Origin of the sequence: Herbiconiux liukaitaii, from assembly GCF_041927495.1 — a bacterium.
Lineage (GTDB): Bacteria > Actinomycetota > Actinomycetes > Actinomycetales > Microbacteriaceae > Herbiconiux > Herbiconiux liukaitaii.
Map to the genome: position 1 here is coordinate 110,810 of NZ_JBHFHG010000003.1, position 18,423 is coordinate 129,232.

Below are 18,423 nucleotides of genomic sequence, written 5' to 3' on the forward strand. Positions count from 1 at the left end.
CCATGGAACTGCTGTTCATCACCATCGGTGGCGTCATCCTCGGTCTCGCGGCGCGCTACGGCCTGCCCGATCGCGATCGCCACGGCGTCGTGCTCATCCCGGCCATCGGCGGCGCGGTCGCTGCGGTGGTCTGGGTGGCGCTCACCTGGGCGGGCCTCGAGTGGGACGGCGGGTGGATCTGGGTGATCAGCCTCGTGCTCACCGGCGTGGCCGTGGTGGTCGCCGACATCCTCATCGGTCGTTTCCGCAAGGCGCACGACGAGCAGCGCCTTCAGGATCTGCTCTCCGGCAAGGCCCCGCTCACTCCCGTTCGCTGACGGGCCGGGCCGCCGCCAGCGGGCCCGAGCGAGCCGGGCAGCGGGCCCGAGCGACCACGCGTCGGCGAGCCATCAGGCGGCGACCCGTCAGGCGGTGAGCCCGAGCGAGTCCATGCGCCGCGTGTGAGACGCGATCATCTCGGTGAACACCGGCTCGATCCGCTGCTCGTCCGACTCCGGGTTGCCGGTGAGGTGGATGGCGGACCGGCACACCAGCAGGGTGTCGCCGACCACGCGCCGCCCCCACATGGCGAGCCGGGATCCGAGCACGGGGTCCACCGAGATCGCGTCGGCGAGGATCTCGCTGATGGCACGGCGCCCGGTGTCGGCGTCGAGGATCGCGACGCACTTCGGCCCGATGTCACCGGGCAGCCCCGCGGCGAGGAGCTTGAAGAAGTCGTCGAGGATGCCGGCGGTCAGCAGCACGCTCGCTAGCTGCTCGAACCAGTCGCCGCCCTTGACGACGAGCCGGTAGCGGTCGATCCCCGTGGTGAAAGGCTCGATGACCTCCGAGGGGGTGTCGACCCGGCGGCGGATCTCGGCCACGAGCCGCTCGTGCTTGTCGAGCGCCTGACTCGCGGCGGAGGCGAGCGACTGCTTGGCCGCCACCGTGGGTGCCGACGCGATCGCATCCGACACCTCTTCGAAGATGGCGAGCTGCACGTACGCGGCCTGACCGAGGTAGGGCAGCACCTCCGGAGTGAGCTCCGCGAGGTTGACCTTGGGGTAGCTCGCCACGTCGTCCCGGGGCTTGAGCCGCGGGATGTCGATGCGCACCTTCGGGCGGCGGAGGAACTCGAGCACGACGTTCATCCTACTGTCCGGCCAACGGCCGCAAGGCCTGATCAGCGGCGCGCTGCGGCCCTCACAGGCCCTCGTCGACTAAACTCGACCCGGGCCCTGACGAAACTCGGGGCAATCGCCGCCCTCCGACGCCATCGTCGGTCATCACGCTTCGCTGCATCGCAGCACCGTTCTCCGCGGCGGCCCCGCACAGACGACAGGTATCCACGTGACTTTCAGTGAACTCAACATCGACCAGGACATGGTCGACGCCCTCGCAGCCAAGGGCATCCTCGAACCGTTCCCCATCCAGGAGCAGACGATCCCCCTCGCCCTCGCGGGCCAGGACATCATCGGCCAGGCCAAGACCGGTACCGGCAAGACCTTCGGTTTCGGCCTCCCCCTCATCCAGCGCCTGGGTCTCGACCCCGAGCCCGGCGTCAAGGCGCTCGTGGTGGTGCCCACCCGCGAGCTCTGCGTGCAGGTGACCGAGGACCTCGAATTCGCCGCTCAGAACCGCAACACGAAGATCGTGTCGATCTACGGCGGCAAGGCCTACGAGGGCCAGATCGAGCAGATCAAGGCCGGCGCGCAGATCGTGGTCGGCACCCCCGGGCGACTCCTGGACCTCGCCGGCCAGCGCCTGCTGAACCTCGGCAAGGTGCAGGAGATGGTGCTCGACGAGGCCGACAAGATGCTCGACCTCGGCTTCCTCGCCGACATCGAGAAGCTCTTCGCGCAGACGCCGCCCGAGCGCCACACCATGCTCTTCTCGGCCACCATGCCCGGCCCGATCGTGGCGCTCGCGCGCCGATTCATGAACCGGCCCATCCACATCCGCGCCACCGACCCGGATGAGGGCCTCACCCAGGCCAACATCAAGCACCTCGTCTACCGCGCCCACAACATGGACAAGGACGAGGTCATCGCCCGCATCCTGCAGTCCGAGGGCCGGGGCAAGACCGTGGTGTTCACGCGCACCAAGCGCGCCGCCGCCAAGCTCGTCGAGGAGCTCAACGACCGCGGCTTCAACGCCGCCGCCGTGCACGGCGACCTCAACCAGGAGCAGCGCGAGCGCGCCATGGCCGCGTTCAAGGCCGGCAAGAAGGACATCCTGATCGCCACAGACGTCGCAGCCAGGGGCATCGACGTCGACGACATCACCCACGTGATCAACCACACCATCCCGGATGACGACAAGACCTACCTGCACCGCGCCGGCCGCACAGGCCGAGCGGGCAAGACCGGCATCGCGGTGACCTTCGTGGACTGGGACGACCTGCACAAGTGGGCCCTCATCAACCGCGCGCTCGAGTTCGGGCAGCCGGAGCCGACCGAGACGTACTCCTCGTCTCCGCACCTCTTCACCGACCTCGACATCCCCGAGGGCACCCGCGGGCGCCTGCGGGCGAGCACCCGTTCGGCCGAGGCCGGCACGGGCTCGGGATCCGGATCAGGTTCGGGCGACCGCGGTGGCGACCGCGGCGGCCGTGGCGGTTCGCGCGGCCCCCGCTCGGGCGAGCGCAGCGGATCGGGCGACCGCACCGGCGGCGGCGAGCGCAGCGAGCGCACCGGCGGCGGCGAGCGCAGCGAACGCTCCGGCGGCGAGCGCGGCGGCCGTGGGGGTTCGCGCTCCGGCGGGCGCTCCGGCGCCCCCTCCACCTCGGGCGACTCGGGTTCCGCGTCGACCGCAGGCTCGAGCGCACCCACCACCGCGGGCGACGGCGGCGCCTCGCGCAGCCGCAACCGCAACCGCATCACGAGCGGCTCCCTCGCCGGCGGCACCTCCGACGCCCCCGCGTCGACGAGTGCCTCCACCGAGTCGACCTCCACGGGCGCAGGCTCCGAGCACCACGACGGCAACAGCGCCCCGCGCCGCCGCAGCCGCTCGCGCAACCGCGCTCCGCGCCCCGAGTAGCGAGCGCTGCGCCCGGTAAGTACAGAAATGAAGAGGACCGACCCCGTATAGGGCGTCGGTCCTCTTCATTTCAGTACTTACTCGTCACACCTGACCCCAGACCGGCTCAGCCCCGGTCGCCCGAGCGATCAGCGCGTCGAGCACGGCCGGCGCCGTCGTGTTCTCCCCCAGGCGGTTGGGCTTGCCCTCGCCGTGGTAGTCGCTCGACCCGGTGAGCGCGAGGCCGTAGTGGGCGGCGAGCGTCAGCAGGTGCTCGCGGCCCTCGGGGGTGTTCTCGCGGTGGTCGACCTCGAGGCCGAACAGCCCGGCGTCGACGTAGTCGCCGAGGCGATCCTCGAGGGCGAGGTCGGCACGGCTCACGGTGGCGGGGTGAGCGATCACGGGCACGCCCCCCGCTGCGGTGACGAGCTGGATGCCGAGCAGCGGATCGGGTGCGTAGTGCGGCTGGTAGTACCCCGCGCGCCAGTGCAGGATGCCCGCGAAGGCGGCGCTGCGATTGGGGGCGAAGCCCCGCGCCACGAGGGCGTCGGCGATGTGCGGGCGCCCCACGGTGGCACCGGGGGTGGTTTGCGCCACCACGTCCTCCCAGGCCAGGTCGTAGTCGTGGCCGATGCGCTGCACCATCTCCTCGGCGCGCAGCAGCCGAGCCTCGCGGATGCGCGACGTCTCGGCCACGAGGCGCGCATTCGTCGGGTCGAAGAGGTACGCGAGCAGGTGAACGCTCGACCAGCCCACCCGGGTGCTGAGCTCCATGCCGGGGATGAGCGTGATGCCGTTCTCCCGCGCGGCGTGCGAGGCCTCGCTCCAGCCGGCTGTGGAGTCGTGGTCGGTGATTGCGACGGTGCCGAGGCCCGCCTCGCGGGCGGCGCGCACGAGCTGGGCGGGCGACTCGGTGCCATCCGACACCCGGCTGTGCGTGTGCAGGTCGACCGGCCCCCTGAACTGGCGATCGGAAGACATCCCTCCATTTTAGCCAGTCCCGAGGTGGACAATGGATGCATGGACGATGCCACCACCGCGGCCGAGACCGCCACGAGCGAGACCACGACCGAGACCGAAACCGCAGCCCCCACCACCGCACCGGCCGCCGCCACGGCCGCCCCCGAGCCGCGCGCCACCGCCAACCGCTCCACGACCCCCTCCTCCGACCGCTTCCGCGACTACATCGCGAGTGGCTGGGCCGAGCGCGACGAGCCGTTCCCCCCTGCCCGCGAGCAGGCCCCCTTCGCCGCGAAGCGCCGGGCGAAGCTCTCCGCCACCTTCCCCGGCAAGCGCCTCGTGGTGCCCGCCGGCGCCCCGAAGCAGCGCTCCAACGACACCGACTACCCGTTCCGCGCACACTCCGCCTTCTCCTACCTCACCGGCTGGGGCTCCGATTCCGAGCCGGGCGCCTTCCTCGTCTTCGAGCCGAACCAAGGCGACACCCCCGCCCACACCGTCACCCTCTACTTCCGCGAGCGCGCAGGCCGCGACAGCGACGAGTTCTACGCCAACTCCGAGATCGGCGAGTTCTGGATCGGTCCCCGCCCCTCCCTCGCCCAGGTCGCGAGCGACCTCGAGCTCCCCACGCGCGGCATCGCCGACTTCGACTCGGTGGTCTTCGACCGGACCACCCTCGTGGTGCGCGAGGCCGGAGGCGACCTGCCCGCGGGCGCAGGCGAGGAGGCCGACGCCGACTTCCAACGTGTGCTCTCCGAACTGCGCCTCGTGAAGGACGACTACGAGATCGAGCAGATGCGCCTGGCCGTCGCCGCCACCGCACGCGGCTTCGACGATGTGATCGCCGACCTCCCCCGGAGCTCAGGCCACGAGCGCGGCGAGCGCCTCGTCGAGGGCGTGTTCACCACGCGTGCCCGCCTCGACGGCAACACGGTCGGCTACGACACCATCGCCGCCTCGGGCCCGCACGCGTGCATCCTGCACTGGACCCGCAACGACGGCCCCGTCGTGCCAGGCGACCTCATCCTCATCGACGCCGGGGTGGAGCTCGACAGCTACTACACCGCCGACATCACGCGCACCCTCCCCGTCAACGGCACCTTCACGCCCGTGCAGCGGCAGGTGTACGAGGCCGTGCGCGAGGCGGCGGACGCGGCGTTCGCCATCGTGCGGCCCGGCATCCGGTTCCGCGAGATCCACCAGACCGCCATGGCCGTCATCGCGCGCCGCACGGCCGAGTGGGGCCTGCTGCCGGTGACCGCCGAGGAGGCCATCGAGCCCGACAACCAGCAGCACCGCCGCTACATGGTGCACGGCACAAGCCACCACCTCGGCATCGACGTGCACGACTGCGCGAAGGCACGGCGCGAGCTGTACCTCGACGGCGTGCTCGAGGCCGGCATGGTGTTCACGATCGAGCCGGGCCTCTACTTCCAGCCCGACGACCTCACGGTGCCCGCCGAGTTCCGCGGCATCGGCGTGCGCATCGAGGACGACATCCTCGTGACGGCCGACGGAGCCGAGAACCTCTCCCTCGGTATCCCCCGGACTGCCGACGACGTCGAGCAGTGGATGAGGGATCAGGCCACGAACGCCTAGGGCGCGGGCGGTGCGTCGAGCGCGGCACGGGCGCGGGAGGCGTGCTCCGGGCTCACGATCACCGAGTACGACGACGCCACCACCTGCATCACCGAGGTGAAGTCGCGTCGGCGACGGCTGAGGCTGTAGACCACGATGTTGAAGAACATCCCGAAGCCCGCACCGATGAGGGCGGCGGCCCCCACGAACGGCAGGGTCGCGCTCTCGGGATCGAGCAGCACGAACAGCAGGCCGAGGAAGATACCCACCCAGAGGCCGGAGAGCGCTCCGCTGAGGGCGGCCCGCGGGTAGCTGCGCGCCCCCGTGACGTTCTCCACGCTCTTGAGGTCGCTGCCCACGATCGAGACCTCGCGCACCGGGAACTCCGCCCGCGCGAGCCGGTCCACGGCGGCCTGGGCGTCGCTGTACGCCTCGAACGTGGCCACCACCTCACCGCGGGGGATGGCGGGGAACAGGGCTCGGCCCCGGCGCGGCTGCGGAGGCGTCTCGGTCACCCGTCCATCCTCCCACGCGGCCCCTGCCGCACCCTGGCATCCTCCCGGGCGCAATCAGCGGGACGGTCTAGGTTAGTAGTCGTGAGTGCCACCAGAGTCTTCGTCGCCCGGCTCGCGGGGTGCACCGTCTTCGACCCCGCCGGCGACCGGCTGGGCAAGGTGCGCGACGTGCTCGTGGTCTACCGCAAGAGCGACCCGCCGCGCGTGGTCGGCCTCATCGTCGAGATCCCCGGCCGTCGTCGTGTGTTCGTCTCGATCGGCCGGGTCACGAGCATCTCGAGCGGCCAGATCATCACGACCGGCCTCATCAACGTGCGCCGCTTCGAGCAGCGCGGCGGCGAGGTGCGTGTGATCGCCGAGATGCTCGGCCGCACCGTGCTGTTCCGCGACGCCTCCGGCCAGGCCATCGTGGAGGACGTCTCGATCGAGGAGCACGGCCCCGGCGAGTGGGCGGTCGCCCAGCTCTTCGTGCGCCGCCCGAAGACGAGCCCCTCCCCCTTCGCCAAGGGCGCGACGGTGTTCGCCACCTGGGACGACGTGGTGGAGAAGACCTCGGTGGGCCAGGCCCAGTCGGCCGAGCAGCTCATCGCCACCTACAGCGACCTCAAGCCCGCCGACCTCGCCAACACCCTCCTCGACCTCCCGCAGGCGCGCATGCTCGAGGTGGCCGAGGAGCTGCCCGACGACCGTCTCGCCGACGTGCTCGAGGAGATGCCCGAGAGCGAGCAGGTCGAGATCCTCTCCCAGCTCGACGACGACCGGGCCGCCGACGTGCTCGACCAGATGCAGCCCGACGACGCGGCCGACCTCATCGCCCAGCTCTCCGACGAGCGCGGTGAGCACCTGCTCGAGCTCATGCAGCCCGAAGAGGCCGACGACGTGCGCATGCTCCTCGCGTACGCCCCCGACACGGCGGGTGGACTCATGACCACCGAGCCCATCATCGTCTCCGCCGACGCCACGGTGGCCGAGGGTCTCGCCCTCATCCGCCGCCACGAGCTGGCCCCGGCGCTCGGTGCCGCCATCTGCGTCACCCTTCCTCCCTACGAGCCGCCCACCGGCCGCTTCCTCGGCATGGTGCACTTCCAGCGCATGCTGCGGTATCCCCCGCACGAGCGCCTCGGCACCCTCCTCGACCAGGGTCTCGAGCCCGTGACGGCCGACACGAGCGCGGCGGTGGTCTCGCGCATCCTCGCGAGCTACAACCTCGTCTCGGTGCCCGTCGTCGACGGCAACCACCGACTCGTCGGGGTGGTGACCATCGACGACGTCCTCGACTTCCTGCTGCCGGATGACTGGCGGAGCATAGACAACGACGACGAGCCTCCCCCGGCGGAGGGCCAGAAACCCCCCACCGCTGTGTCCACCGACACGGCATCCATAGCCATCGCACGCCCGAGCATCCGCGAGAGGAGGTCACGTCGTGGCACGACTCGGTAACCGGCCGGATTCAGGCCTCGCCGCGCCCAAGGGGCGCCGCACCCCCATCATCTCCCGCAGGCCCGTGCAAGGCCGCGACCGCTTCGGTCGCTTCACGGAGTCGATCGCGCGCGCCATGGGCACGCCGTGGTTCCTGTTCGGGCTGACGCTCTTCTGCGTCATCTGGATCCTCTTCAACACATACGGCCCCACCGGGCTGCGGTTCGACTCGGCGGCCATCGGCTTCACGGCGCTCACGCTCATCCTGTCGCTCCAGGCCTCCTACGCCGCCCCGCTCATCCTGCTCGCGCAGAACCGTCAGGACGACCGCGACCGGGTGCAGTTCGAGCAGGACAGGCAGCGCGCCGAGCGCAACCTCGCCGACACCGAGTACCTCGCTCGCGAGGTCGTGGCGCTGCGGCTCTCGCTGCAGGACATGGCGAGCAAGGAGTTCATCCGCTCCGAGCTGCGGTCGCTGCTCGAGGAGCTCGACCGCGACGCGAAGACCCCCGAGACGAAGGAATGACCGACCCGGTGCCGTCGAGCCCGATGCGGCCGGATGCGGGACTCGCGGATGCGGGGCTCGCGGAGGCGGTGCGGCTCGCACTCGCCCGCGTGATCGACCCCGAGATCCGCAAGCCCATCACCGAGCTCGACATGGTGGGCGACGTCTCCGTCTCCGAGAGCGGATCGGCCTCCGTGGGCCTGAAGCTCACGATCGTGGGCTGCCCCGCGGCCGCCACCATCGAGCGCGACGTGCGCGAGGCGGCGGCCACCGTGCCCGGCGTCTCGGGGGTCTCGGTCGACGTCTCGGTGATGACCAAGGAGGAGCGCTCGGCCCTCACCGAGCGGCTGCGCGGCCCAGGAGGTCGGCGCGTCATGCCGTTCGGGCCCGGTTCGCTCACACGCGTCTACGCGGTCACGAGCGGCAAGGGCGGCGTGGGCAAGTCCACGCTCACCGCCAACCTCGCCGTCTCGCTCGCTGCCCGCGGGCTCGCGGTGGGGCTCGTCGACGCCGACGTCTACGGCTTCTCGATCCCGGGCATCCTGGGTCTCGTCGACGCCGAGGGTGTCGCCGCACGGCCCACGAGGGTCGACGACATGATCCTGCCGCCCGTCGCCTACGGGGTGAAGGTCATCTCCATCGGCATGTTCATCGATCCCGAGCAGGCCTCGGCCACCGGTGGCGCCGTGGCGTGGCGCGGGCCCATGCTGCACCGCACCATCACGCAGTTCCTCACCGACGTGTACTTCGGCGACCTCGACGTGCTGCTGCTCGACCTGCCGCCCGGCACCGGCGACATCGCGATCTCGATCGGGCAGCTGCTGCCCAACGCCGACGTCATCGTGCTCACCACGCCCCAGGCCGCCGCCGCCGACGTGGCCGAGCGCTCGGGGCTCGTGGCCATGCAGACCGGGCAGAAGGTCTACGGCGTGATCGAGAACATGGCGGGCTTCGTGGCTCCGGATGGCTCGGTGCTCGACATCTTCGGTGCGGGAGGCGGTGGCGAGGTCGCCGCGCGGCTCTCCGCCCGGCAGGGAACCGATGTGCCGCTGCTGGCCTCGGTGCCCATCAGCATGGCCCTCAGGAGCGGTGGAGACACGGGGGCGCCCGTGGTGCTCGCCGATCCGAGCGACCCCGCGAGCCTCGCCATCGCCGCCGTGGCAGAGCGCATGGCGCGTCGCGGGCGCGACCTGGCCGGCCGCAAGCTGGGGCTCGCACCGGCATGAGCGCCCGCCTGCCCCGGGCTGCCGCCGCAGCGTTCGGGGTCGGGCTGTGCCTCGCCCTCGCCGTCGCGGGGTTGAGCGGATGTGCGGCCGCCCCGCCGTCCGCTTCCCCGTCTCCCTCCTCGCCGCCTCGTCCCACCGCCGACGCCGCCGTGGTGATCGACGGGATCGGGCTCGCCGTGCTGCAGAACCGCCCCGACTACGCCACACGCACGCTGCAGCTCGCCGTCACCAACGAGGGTGCCGCTCCCGTCACGGTGGTCTCGGCGCGCTTCGAGTCGACGCAGTTCGCCTCGACCTCCGACTGGTCGAAGCACACCGAGGTGCCCGCCGGTCTCATCCGTCAGCTGCCCGTGCCCCTCGGGGAGGCCGTGTGCCCGGCACCGGACGGGGCGCTCGCCCGGCTCACGGTCACGGTGGCCGAGGCCGACGGCACCGAGCGCACCGTCACGGCAGCGCCGGCCGATCCCTTCGGGGTGCTCGAGCGCATCGCGGGCGAGGACTGCTTCGAGGAGTCCGTCGCCGACACCACGACCCTGCGGCTCGACGACCGGCTCGAGATCACGGGCACCGGGCGGGAGGCGGTGGCGCGGCTGACGCTGCACGTCGAGCCGGTCGACGACGGTGCAGGCGGCGCCGGCGGTGCGGGGGAACCGTCTCGTTCCTCGGTCACCCTCGTGGCGGCACGGCCCACCATCCTCCTCGATCCCGCCGAGGGCGACGACTGGCCGCTCGATGTCACAGTCGCCGCGGGAGACCAGCCCGTCGCCGTCGAGATCGACGTCGTGCCCGCCCGCTGCGATCCGCACGCCATCGCCGAGGACAAGCGCGGCACGGTGCTGCCGATCGAGGTCACGCGTTCAGAAGGTGACACGGGCACCGGCACCGGGACCGGCACAGTGCACGTCGTGCCGAGCGACACCCTGCGGGTCGCGCTCTACGACTTCATCGCGTCGAGCTGCGGTTTCGCCGTGGAGGATGCGGGCTAGGTGGCCTCGGAGTCGTACGCGGTCGCTGCGTCTGCGTCCGTGTCCGCGCCCGTCTCCGCATCCCCATCCGTCACCGCATCCGTCACCGAGCCCTTGTCGAGACTCACGGCTCCAGCACCCGCCCCGGCAACGGCACCAGCACTGGCCGCAGCCGCCGGCCCACCGGCCGAGGTCGGCTTCGGCTTGGTCACGGGCCTGCTCACGGGCCGCACCGAGGGCGACGTCGAACCCCCCGCACCGCCGGGTTCATCGTCGAGCAGGGCCTCGCGGATGATCCGCCGCGGGTCGTACTGCCGGGGGTCGAGCTTCTTCCAGTCGACGTCGTCGAACTCGGGCCCCATCTCGTCCCGCATCCGCTCCTTGGCGCCGTTGGCCATGTCGCGGAGGGTGCGCACGAGCTGCGCGAGCTTGGCGGCGTAGCCGGGGAGGCGCTCGGGGCCGAGCACGAACACCGCGATCACTCCGATCAGCAGGAGCTTCTCGAAGGTCAACCCGAACATCCCTGAATCATACCGCCGCCGACCCCGCCCCAGCCCGCCGTACCTGTGAGCCCGCGAGCCTCCGCAGTGCGGCCCCACCCGGTGCCTAAGCTGGGCGAGGAGGCCCCCTTGTCACGCAAAGAATCCAGCTGGAAGTACGCCGACGACATCGTCGTCGAGTCGCCCGTCATCACCGCCGCACGCGCCCACGCCATCGAGCTGGGTGTGGAGTCGGTGGCCCCCGCGATCGGCAGTCAGCTCGCCGTCATCGCGGCGGCGACGGATGCGCGCTCGATCGTCGAGATCGGCACCGGCCTCGGCGTGTCGGCTCTCTGGATGCTCACGGGCGCCCCCGAGGCCACCATCACCTCGATCGACACGGAGGTGGAGCACCAGCAGGTCGCGCGCGCCGCTCTCATCGAGGCGAAGGTGCCGGCCAACCGCATCCGTCTCATCACCGGCAAGGCCGCCGACGTGCTGCCTCGACTCAACGACAGCTCCTACGACCTCGTGCTCGTCGACGCCGATCCCGCCTCCGTGATCGAGTACGTCGAGCACGCCCTGCGCATGGTTCGCCGCGGCGGCACCGTGCTCGTGCCGCACGCGCTGTGGAAGGACAAGGTCGCCGACCCGGCGCAGCGCGGCGAGATCGTGGGCGACTTCCGCACCCTCGCGGCCGCCTTCTCGGCCTCCGAGGCCGTGCTCGTGGCGCTCTCCCCCGCGGGCGACGGCCTGCTGCAGGTCACGAAGATCGCGGAGTAGCCGCAACACGAACGACCCCGGTGCCGAAGCACCGGGGTCGTCACGAGCAGCTCGCTCAGGCGGGTTTCACCACACCGGCGAGAGCATCGTGAAGCTCCTTCGCCTCCGCGTCGTTGACGGAGACGACCAGGCGTCCTCCGCCTTCCAGCGGTACACGCACGATGATGAGGCGTCCTTCTTTCACTGCCTCCATCGGTCCGTCGCCGGTCCTCGGTTTCATGGCGGCCATTCGGCTCCCCTTTCGTGGTAGTCACTCCTATTATCCCCGATCGCGGCGGAGGGATGGAACCACCGCCACGTCACGGGGGCGTCCAGTCGGCTCCGTCGACACCCCAGCCGATCGCCATCCACCCCACCTGGCCGGCCACGCACACGAGCACGATGGCCACGCGGTAGACGATGGACTTCGGTAGGGCGAGTGCTCCGAGCGCGGGAAACATCGGCATCAGCAGCCGGAACACGCTCGACTGCGGGAAGAACACCGCGAGCAGGTAGAGCGCGTAGCTCGCGAGCCAGAGCCGCAGATCGACTCCGAGGCGCTTGACCGGCCTGATGAAGAGGAACGCGGCGAACCCCACGATGAGGCCGACGACCACGATCGCGCCGAGCGGCTCCCCGAGCCACCAGTTGCCGCTCTGGAACCAGGGGGTGAACGGCACGAGCTCGACGTACCCGATGTAGGGGGCGCGCCAGGCCAGCTCGGTGTCGGTGTATGCGGTCAGCGATCCTGTGACCGCCCAGGCGATCAGGAGCCAGGCGAGCCCCATGACCCCGCTGAACACCGCGAGCACACTCGTGGTCACGCGCTCCGCCACGGGGAACGGATCGCGGTCGCGGGTCACGAAGCGGTGCACCACGTGCAGCGCCAGGAAGAGTGCGAACGCGAGTCCTGTGGGGCGGGTGAGCGCCATGACGGCCACGATGGGGAACACCCACGCGTAGCGCCTCGTGACCACCAGGTACAGGGCGGTCACGAGCAGCAGCAGCTGCATCGACTCGGCGTAGGCGAACTGCAGCAGCGGTGAGAGCGGTGCCACGGTGAAGAGCACCACGGAGAAGAGCGCGGCGCTCCTGTCCTTCAGCACGTGCTGCATGAGCTTGTAGAACATCAGGGCGGCGCCGGCCGAGCAGGCCACCGAGACCACCACGGCCGCGAGCTCCCAGCTGGCGCCCGTGACCACGCGGATGCCCTGCACCACGAAGGGGTACACGGGCATGAAGGCCCACGCGCTCTCGCCGATGTGGCCGTCGGCGGTCACCGGGAGGGTCGACGGGTAGCCGCTGAACGAGATGATCTTGTACCAGTTGCCGTCCCAGATTGCGGCGTAGGCGAGGTAGGGCGGGTTGGCGCCCGTCCACGGGTTCTGGCCCTGCGCCTGGGCGAAGAGCAGCACGATGGTGGTCGTCACGGCGCGCGAGAGCACGAAGACGGCGAGCACGGTGGCCCACCACGGGGCCCGTGCCACGCGCGACAGGATGCCTCGGCTCTGCTGCGTCGAGGCATCCCCCGTCCGCGTCACCGTGGAGGCATCCGCCGCCGCGCGCGCCGGGTTGCCTGACCTCCCCGCCACCGGCTCAGACCGCGCCGGTGAGCCAGGCGCGCAGGCCGGCCTCGCAGTCGACGATCTGGCTCACCCGCACGCGCTCGTCGTCGGCGTGGGCCTTGAGCGGATCGCCGGGGCCGTAGTTGACCGCGGGAACGCCCATGGCCGAGAAGCGGGCCACATCCGTCCAACCGTACTTGGGCTTCGCCTCGCCGCCCACGGCCGCGAGGAAGCGCTGCGCGAGGGGGGCGTCGAGGCCGGGGCGGGCGCCCTCGGCGAGGTCGACGATACGGATGTCGTAGCCGGGGAAGGTCTCGTGGATGTGCGCGATCGCCTCGTCGCCCGAGCGGCTGGGGGCGAAGCGGTAGTTCACGTGCACCATCGCCTCGTCGGGGATGATGTTGCCGGCGATCCCGCCGCTGATGCCCACGGCGTTCAGCCCCTCGCGGTAGACGAGCCCCTCGACCTCCACCTGGCGCGGCTCGTAGGCGGCCAGTGTGGCGAGGATGGGGGCCGTCTTGTGGATGGCGTTGTCGCCCACCCAGCTGCGGGCGGAGTGCGAGCGCAGCCCGAAGGTGCGGATCTCGGCGCGCAGGTTGCCGTTGCAGCCGCCCTCGACCTGCGAGTTCGACGGCTCGCCCAGAATGGCGAAGTCGCCCGCGAAGAGGTCGGGGCGGTTGGCTGCCAGGCGGGTGAGGCCGTTGAGCTCGTTGGAGACCTCCTCGTGGTCGTACCACATCCACGTGATGTCGACCACGGGATCGGTGAGCTCGGCGGCGAGCTTGAGCTGCACGGCAACCCCGGCCTTCATGTCCACCGTGCCGCGGCCCCAGAGGTACTCCTCGCCATCGATGGTCTCGTAGCGGGTGGGCAGGTTGGCGTTCAGCGGCACCGTGTCGATGTGGCCGGCGATCACCACGCGCTCGGCGCGACAGAGGTTCGTGCGGGCCACGATCGTGTCTCCGTCGCGGATGATCTCGAGGTGCCCGGCATCCGCCAGCGAGGCCACGATCGCGTCGGCGAGCAGGCCCTCGTCGCCCGAGACGGACTCGACATCGCAGATCTGCTGGGTGAGCACCGTCGACGATTCGGTGAGATCGAGGACGGGGTGGGCGGGATCGAATCGGGCCATTGCACAAGTCTAGGGTTCCCGGCCCAATACGCTGGATGCATGCTTGAAGACGCCACCGCTGCTCCCGCCCCCTCGCCGAGCCCCACCCACGCCTGGGGCCACGGGCTCGCCACGCTCGCCGCCGACGGCACGGTGCTCGACACCTGGTTCCCCTCCCCCTCGCTAGGAGAGGCGCCTGCGGGGGCCGATCGCTCCGTGCCGGCGTCGCTCACGGCGCACGCGCTCCCGGATGCGCGCCGCGAGGTCTCGGTGTCGGTCACCACGGTCGCCATCGAGCTGGCGGCCCCGCCCGCCTCGACTCCGGATGCCTACCTCCGGCTGCACCTGCTCTCGCACCTCCTCGTGGCCCCCAACACCATCAACCTCGACGGCATCTTCGGCCACCTGCCGATCGTGGCCTGGACGAACGCCGGACCCGTGCATCCCGAGACCTTCGACCGGCTGCGGCCGTCGCTGCAGCGCGCCGGCATCCAGGCGTACTCGATCGACAAGTTCCCCCGGCTGCTCGACTACGTGACGCCCGTGGGGGTGCGGATCGGCGACGCGTCGCGCGTGCGGCTCGGAGCTCACCTGGCGCCGGGCACCACGGTGATGCACGAGGGCTTCGTCAACTTCAACGCGGGCACGCTCGGCGCCTCGATGGTTGAGGGGCGCGTCTCGCAGGGCGTCGTGGTGGGCGATGGGTCGGACGTGGGAGGTGGCGCGTCGATCATGGGCACGCTCTCGGGTGGCGGCACGCAGCGCGTCTCGATCGGCCAGCGCGCGCTGCTCGGAGCCAACGCGGGCATCGGCATCTCGATCGGGGACGACTCGGTCGTGGAGGCCGGTCTCTACGTCACGGCCGGCACGAAGGTCGTGCTCATCGACGACTCGGGGGCGGATGCGGAGAACCGCGTGGTGAAGGCCGTCGCGCTCTCCGGCGTGCCGAGCCTCCTCTTCCGCCGCAACTCCCTCACGGGTGCCGTGGAAGCGGTCTCCCGCACCGGCGCCGGAGTCACCCTCAACCCCACCCTCCACACCTGACCCGCGGGGTGCCCCGCCCGCGCTGAGCAGCAAGTACTCATAACACCCGGCCCGGCGCGGGCCCCAGGATCGAACCTCTACCCCCGATCCGAAAGCACCCCGTGACTCACACCCCTCCCCTCCCCTCCCGCCGCGGCGGTCGCCTCGCGGTCACCGCCCTGGTCTCCTCCCTCGCGCTGGGCGCCGCCCTCCTCCCGGCAGCAGCCGCCTCCGCCGACACCGTGGCCCCCACGCCGCCGAAGCCCGCGTGCGCACAGTCGATCGCGGTCGTCGGCTTCCCTGTGACGCCGACTCCCCTGGTCCCCAAGTCGACTCCGGCCCCTGTGCTCGATGTCGAGGTCACCGGAACGCTGCCCGCGGGACTCTCCCTCGTGGCGACTCCGGCGTACGCCTACATCGTGGGCTCTCCCACCCGCACCGAGACCGTCTCCTACACGGTCACCGCCGAGATCACCCTCGGCGGCGTCACGACCACGTCGAGCATCGACTGCACCATGGCGGTCGAGAAAGCACCCACCACCACCCGCATCGGCGGAACGGATCGCTACGACCAGAGCGTACTGGTCTCCAAGGCCACGTACACCTCGGCCAAGACCGTCTACCTCGCCAGCGGCGAGAAGTTCACCGACGCGCTGAGCGCCTCCTCCGTCGCCGCCCACCACGAAGCGCCCCTCCTGCTGTCCCCGCAGGCCGGCGTCACCCCCGGCGTGCTCGCCGAGATCGAACGACTCGCGGCCACCAACGTCGTCATCGTCGGCGGCCCCGCCACACTCGCCCCCGCCGTGGCCGACCAGGTCGCTGCGCTGAAGTCCGCCCCCAAGGTGTCCCGCATCGGCGGCGCCGACAGGTTCGAGGTCTCCCGCAACCTCATTGCCAGCCCCGACTTCGGCATCCCCAAGGCGGACGACCTCTACATCGCCACCGGAGCCACCTTCCCCGACGCCCTCGGCGCTTCCCCTGCCGCGGCCCTCGTCGACGCCCCCGTGCTCCTCGTCAACGGCTCGGCGACCGCGCTCACCGCCACGGAGAAGGCCACTCTCGCGACCCTCGGCACGAAGCACGCCGTCGTCGTCGGAGGCCCCGCGTCCATCAGCCCCTCCCTCTTCGCCAGCATCGCCAAGAACGCCGACACCAGCGAGCGCATCGACGGCATCGACCGCTACCAGGTCAACAGTGCCCTCAACGCCGACTCCTTCACCTCCGCCGACAGCCTCTACCTCGCCAGCGCGACCGTCTTCCCCGACGCGTTGAGCGGTGGCGCGGCCGCCGGACAGGGCGACAGTCCGCTCTACATCACCCAGGCGAACTGCGTGTCACCCGAGGCCGGACAGGCCATCGGTCGACTCGCGCCGGAGACCGTCTTCGTCCTGGGAGGCACGGCCACTCTCGGCACCGCCCTCGACACGCTGACCCCCTGTTCAGCTGACGTCGCGGGTCCCGTGGTCAACGGCTACACCGCGCGAGAGGTCTACCAGGCCTGCGCCATCGCGACCCCCGCCTCCACCTTCGAAGGAATCGATCCGACCCCCCTCGCCGCACCCTTCTCGGCCGACAAGGTGATCGCCGGTGTCGACGTCTACACGAAAGACAGCGTCCCGGCAGCCGACCACGCCTCGGTCGCGACGGTCCACGTGACCTGGCCCCTGAACACGACCCCACCCACCACGGTCACGTCGATCTGCGTAGCCTCCGGCTACACAGCCGACCCGACCGTCACCTTCCTCCGCACGGTCTCGTAGCTGAGCCCGGGTCGACCTGACTCAACGACGGAACGCCACCCTCCTGCCGCCGCGGCGGTGAGGGTGGCGTTCCCTCGTTCCGCGTCGCCATGATTCTTGTTCCCGGGCGGGCCACTCTGAGCTCTGGTCGGTTGCTGAGCAGCAAGTACTCATAACACCCGGCCCGGCGCGGGCCCCATGATCCAACCTCTACTCCCGATCCGAAAGCACCCCGTGACTCACACCCCTTCCCTCCCCTTCCGCCGCGGCCGCCGCCTCACGGTGACCGCGCTCGTTTCCTCCCTCACCCTCGGCGCCGCCCTCCTTCCAGCAGCAGCTGCCTCCGCCGAGGCCCCCACCCCGCCGACACCCGCCTGCCCTCAGGCCACCGCCGTCGTCGGCTTCCCCATTCCGGGCGACCCGATCCTTCCGGAGCCGACACCCAACCTCGGCGTGACCATCACGGGCGCGCTGCCCGCGGGCCTCTCTTTGCACGCCGATGCGACTCGCGCCTACCTCTACGGCACGCCTACCCGAGCCGAGACCGCGACATTCACCATCTCGGCCGTTCTCGGTGTCGACGGATCGCCCGTGACGGTCAGCACCGACTGCACCATGAAGGTCAAGCCGAAGCCGAAGGTCACGAGGATCGCCGGCGCCGACAGGTATGACCAGAGCGCCAAGGTGTCGCGCGCCACTTATGACTCCGCCGGCACCGTCTATATCGCGAGCGGTGAGAAGTTCGCCGACGCGCTGAGTGGGTCGTCCGTTGCCGCCCACCACGACGCGCCCCTGCTCCTCACCCCGGCGGCGGCCGTCACCACCGGTGTCCTCGACGAGATCGCCCGCCTGGCACCCAAGAACGTCGTGGTCGTCGGCGGGCCCGCCTCCGTCTCCGACGCGGTGCTGGGTCAGCTGGCGGCCCTTACGGGCAAGCCCACAGTCACCCGCATCACGGGAGCGGATCGCTTCGAGGTCTCGCGCAACCTCATCGGCGACACCGACTTCGGAATCGCGAAGTCGGATGCCGTCTACATCGCCGCGGGCGCCACGTTCCCCGACGCCTTGGGGGCGTCGCCCGTCGCTGCCAAGATCGACGCGCCCGTCCTGCTCGTCAACGGCGGCGCATCCACCCTCTCGACCGCTGAGACGGCCACCCTCACCGCCCTGGGAGCCACGAAGGCCACCGTGGTGGGCGGCCCCGCATCGGTGAGCCCGGCGCTCGTCACGGCACTGGCCACGAAGTACACGACCACCCGCGTCGACGGTGAGGACCGCTTCAAAGTGAACGGCGAACTCAACCGCACGGCGTTCACGTCGGCCGATCGCCTCTACGTCGCCAGCGGCACCGTCTTCTCCGATGCTCTCAGCGGAGGCGCAGCTGCCGGGATGCAGGAGAGCCCGCTCTACATCAGCCCGAAGGAGTGCTTCGCCTACGAGGCCTACTACGCGGTCGGCCGCCTCGCTCCCGACGAGATCATCATCCTCGGCGGCACAGCCACGCTCGACCCGGCAGTGGAGAACATGACCCGCTGCCCGGGCGACCGCTAGAGCCCCCCTTCACGACGGAACGCCACCT

The 18,423-nt window shown here is 70.9% G+C and carries 17 protein-coding genes and 1 pseudogene; 11 read left to right on the forward strand and 7 right to left on the reverse strand.

What is annotated here, in order from left to right; translation table 11 throughout:
• Positions 1-2 precede the first annotated feature (2 nt).
• A complete protein-coding gene (locus tag ACEXQC_RS04915) occupies positions 3-317 on the forward strand; it encodes a hypothetical protein (protein WP_374819095.1) in 315 nt (104 codons plus the stop codon).
• An 87-nt stretch (positions 318-404) separates the two neighbouring features.
• On the opposite strand, the gene ACEXQC_RS04920 is transcribed toward ACEXQC_RS04915, so the two are convergent.
• A complete protein-coding gene (locus ACEXQC_RS04920; protein ID WP_374819098.1) occupies positions 405-1,121 on the reverse strand; it encodes a ferritin-like fold-containing protein in 717 nt (238 codons plus the stop codon).
• A 208-nt stretch (positions 1,122-1,329) separates the two neighbouring features.
• On the opposite strand from ACEXQC_RS04920, the gene ACEXQC_RS04925 reads away from it, so the two are divergent.
• Complete coding sequence (locus ACEXQC_RS04925; protein WP_374819101.1) at positions 1,330-3,018, forward strand: DEAD/DEAH box helicase; 1,689 nt, start codon at positions 1,330-1,332, stop codon at positions 3,016-3,018.
• Between the two features lie 84 nt (positions 3,019-3,102).
• On the opposite strand, the gene ACEXQC_RS04930 is transcribed toward ACEXQC_RS04925, so the two are convergent.
• Positions 3,103-3,978 (reverse strand): PHP domain-containing protein, encoded by an 876-nt coding sequence (locus tag ACEXQC_RS04930; protein WP_374819103.1) that lies wholly within the window; start codon positions 3,976-3,978, stop codon positions 3,103-3,105.
• 39 nt (positions 3,979-4,017) lie between these two features.
• On the opposite strand from ACEXQC_RS04930, the gene ACEXQC_RS04935 reads away from it, so the two are divergent.
• Complete coding sequence (locus ACEXQC_RS04935) at positions 4,018-5,556, forward strand: aminopeptidase P family protein (protein ID WP_374819105.1); 1,539 nt, start codon at positions 4,018-4,020, stop codon at positions 5,554-5,556.
• Here ACEXQC_RS04935 and ACEXQC_RS04940 read toward each other — a convergent pair.
• On the reverse strand, positions 5,553-6,050 hold the full coding sequence (locus tag ACEXQC_RS04940) for a YflT domain-containing protein (RefSeq protein ID WP_374819107.1): 498 nt from the start codon (positions 6,048-6,050) through the stop codon (positions 5,553-5,555). The genes ACEXQC_RS04935 and ACEXQC_RS04940 overlap by 4 nt on opposite strands.
• A gap of 81 nt (positions 6,051-6,131) precedes the next feature.
• Here ACEXQC_RS04940 and ACEXQC_RS04945 point away from each other — a divergent pair, with 81 nt between their 5' ends.
• The 4 genes from ACEXQC_RS04945 to ACEXQC_RS04960 are packed head-to-tail and all read left to right on the forward strand — an operon-like array spanning position 6,132 to position 10,186.
• A complete protein-coding gene (locus tag ACEXQC_RS04945) occupies positions 6,132-7,490 on the forward strand; it encodes a magnesium transporter MgtE N-terminal domain-containing protein (RefSeq protein ID WP_374819109.1) in 1,359 nt (452 codons plus the stop codon).
• Positions 7,474-7,995, forward strand: coding sequence for a DUF1003 domain-containing protein (locus tag ACEXQC_RS04950; protein WP_374819111.1), 522 nt, complete (start codon positions 7,474-7,476; stop codon positions 7,993-7,995). The genes ACEXQC_RS04945 and ACEXQC_RS04950 overlap by 17 nt, the downstream gene beginning before the upstream one ends.
• 23 nt (positions 7,996-8,018) lie before the next feature.
• Complete coding sequence (locus ACEXQC_RS04955; protein WP_374820125.1) at positions 8,019-9,200, forward strand: P-loop NTPase; 1,182 nt, start codon at positions 8,019-8,021, stop codon at positions 9,198-9,200.
• Positions 9,197-10,186: a hypothetical protein gene (locus tag ACEXQC_RS04960; protein ID WP_374819112.1), complete on the forward strand. Its 990-nt coding sequence runs from the start codon at positions 9,197-9,199 to the stop codon at positions 10,184-10,186. Before ACEXQC_RS04955 ends, ACEXQC_RS04960 begins: the two co-directional genes overlap by 4 nt.
• Before the next feature lie 245 nt (positions 10,187-10,431).
• Here the strand turns inward: ACEXQC_RS04960 and ACEXQC_RS04965 are convergent.
• Positions 10,432-10,686 (reverse strand): annotated as a pseudogene (locus tag ACEXQC_RS04965) (twin-arginine translocase TatA/TatE family subunit); the annotation flags it as partial.
• Positions 10,687-10,794: 108 nt separating this feature from the next.
• On the opposite strand from ACEXQC_RS04965, the gene ACEXQC_RS04970 reads away from it, so the two are divergent.
• A complete protein-coding gene (locus ACEXQC_RS04970) occupies positions 10,795-11,427 on the forward strand; it encodes an O-methyltransferase (protein ID WP_374819114.1) in 633 nt (210 codons plus the stop codon).
• Between the two features lie 55 nt (positions 11,428-11,482).
• Here the strand turns inward: ACEXQC_RS04970 and ACEXQC_RS04975 are convergent, their stop codons facing one another.
• The 3 genes from ACEXQC_RS04975 to dapE form a co-directional block, all read right to left on the reverse strand.
• Positions 11,483-11,656, reverse strand: coding sequence for a DUF3117 domain-containing protein (locus ACEXQC_RS04975; protein WP_194681669.1), 174 nt, complete (start codon positions 11,654-11,656; stop codon positions 11,483-11,485).
• 70 nt (positions 11,657-11,726) lie between these two features.
• Positions 11,727-12,893, reverse strand: a complete 1,167-nt coding sequence (locus ACEXQC_RS04980) for a hypothetical protein (RefSeq protein WP_374819116.1) — start codon at positions 12,891-12,893, stop codon at positions 11,727-11,729.
• A 109-nt stretch (positions 12,894-13,002) separates the two neighbouring features.
• A complete protein-coding gene (dapE, locus tag ACEXQC_RS04985) occupies positions 13,003-14,103 on the reverse strand; it encodes a succinyl-diaminopimelate desuccinylase (protein ID WP_374819118.1) in 1,101 nt (366 codons plus the stop codon).
• A gap of 39 nt (positions 14,104-14,142) precedes the next feature.
• Here dapE and dapD point away from each other — a divergent pair, with 39 nt between their 5' ends.
• From dapD to ACEXQC_RS05000, 3 genes are all read left to right on the forward strand, one after another.
• Positions 14,143-15,126, forward strand: coding sequence for a 2,3,4,5-tetrahydropyridine-2,6-dicarboxylate N-succinyltransferase (gene dapD / locus ACEXQC_RS04990; protein WP_374819120.1), 984 nt, complete (start codon positions 14,143-14,145; stop codon positions 15,124-15,126).
• Between the two features lie 101 nt (positions 15,127-15,227).
• Positions 15,228-16,865, forward strand: a complete 1,638-nt coding sequence (locus ACEXQC_RS04995) for a cell wall-binding repeat-containing protein (RefSeq protein ID WP_374819121.1) — start codon at positions 15,228-15,230, stop codon at positions 16,863-16,865.
• Positions 16,866-17,078: 213 nt separating this feature from the next.
• Positions 17,079-18,395: a cell wall-binding repeat-containing protein gene (locus tag ACEXQC_RS05000; RefSeq protein ID WP_374819123.1), complete on the forward strand. Its 1,317-nt coding sequence runs from the start codon at positions 17,079-17,081 to the stop codon at positions 18,393-18,395.
• Positions 18,396-18,423: the final 28 nt, after the last annotated feature.

Excerpts from the sequence above, each read along its gene's own strand:
- ACEXQC_RS04975 (WP_194681669.1), bottom strand. The coding sequence starts at position 11,656 with ATGGCCGCCATGAAACCGAGGACCGGCGACGGACCGATGGAGGCAGTG.
- ACEXQC_RS04935 (WP_374819105.1), top strand. The coding sequence starts at position 4,018 with ATGGACGATGCCACCACCGCGGCCGAGACCGCCACGAGCGAGACCACG.
- ACEXQC_RS04960 (WP_374819112.1), top strand. The coding sequence starts at position 9,197 with ATGAGCGCCCGCCTGCCCCGGGCTGCCGCCGCAGCGTTCGGGGTCGGG.
- ACEXQC_RS04930 (WP_374819103.1), bottom strand. The coding sequence starts at position 3,978 with ATGTCTTCCGATCGCCAGTTCAGGGGGCCGGTCGACCTGCACACGCAC.
- ACEXQC_RS04955 (WP_374820125.1), top strand. The coding sequence starts at position 8,019 with ATGCGGCCGGATGCGGGACTCGCGGATGCGGGGCTCGCGGAGGCGGTG.
- dapE (WP_374819118.1), bottom strand. The coding sequence starts at position 14,103 with ATGGCCCGATTCGATCCCGCCCACCCCGTCCTCGATCTCACCGAATCG.
- ACEXQC_RS04915 (WP_374819095.1), top strand. The coding sequence starts at position 3 with ATGGAACTGCTGTTCATCACCATCGGTGGCGTCATCCTCGGTCTCGCG.
- dapD (WP_374819120.1), top strand. The coding sequence starts at position 14,143 with ATGCTTGAAGACGCCACCGCTGCTCCCGCCCCCTCGCCGAGCCCCACC.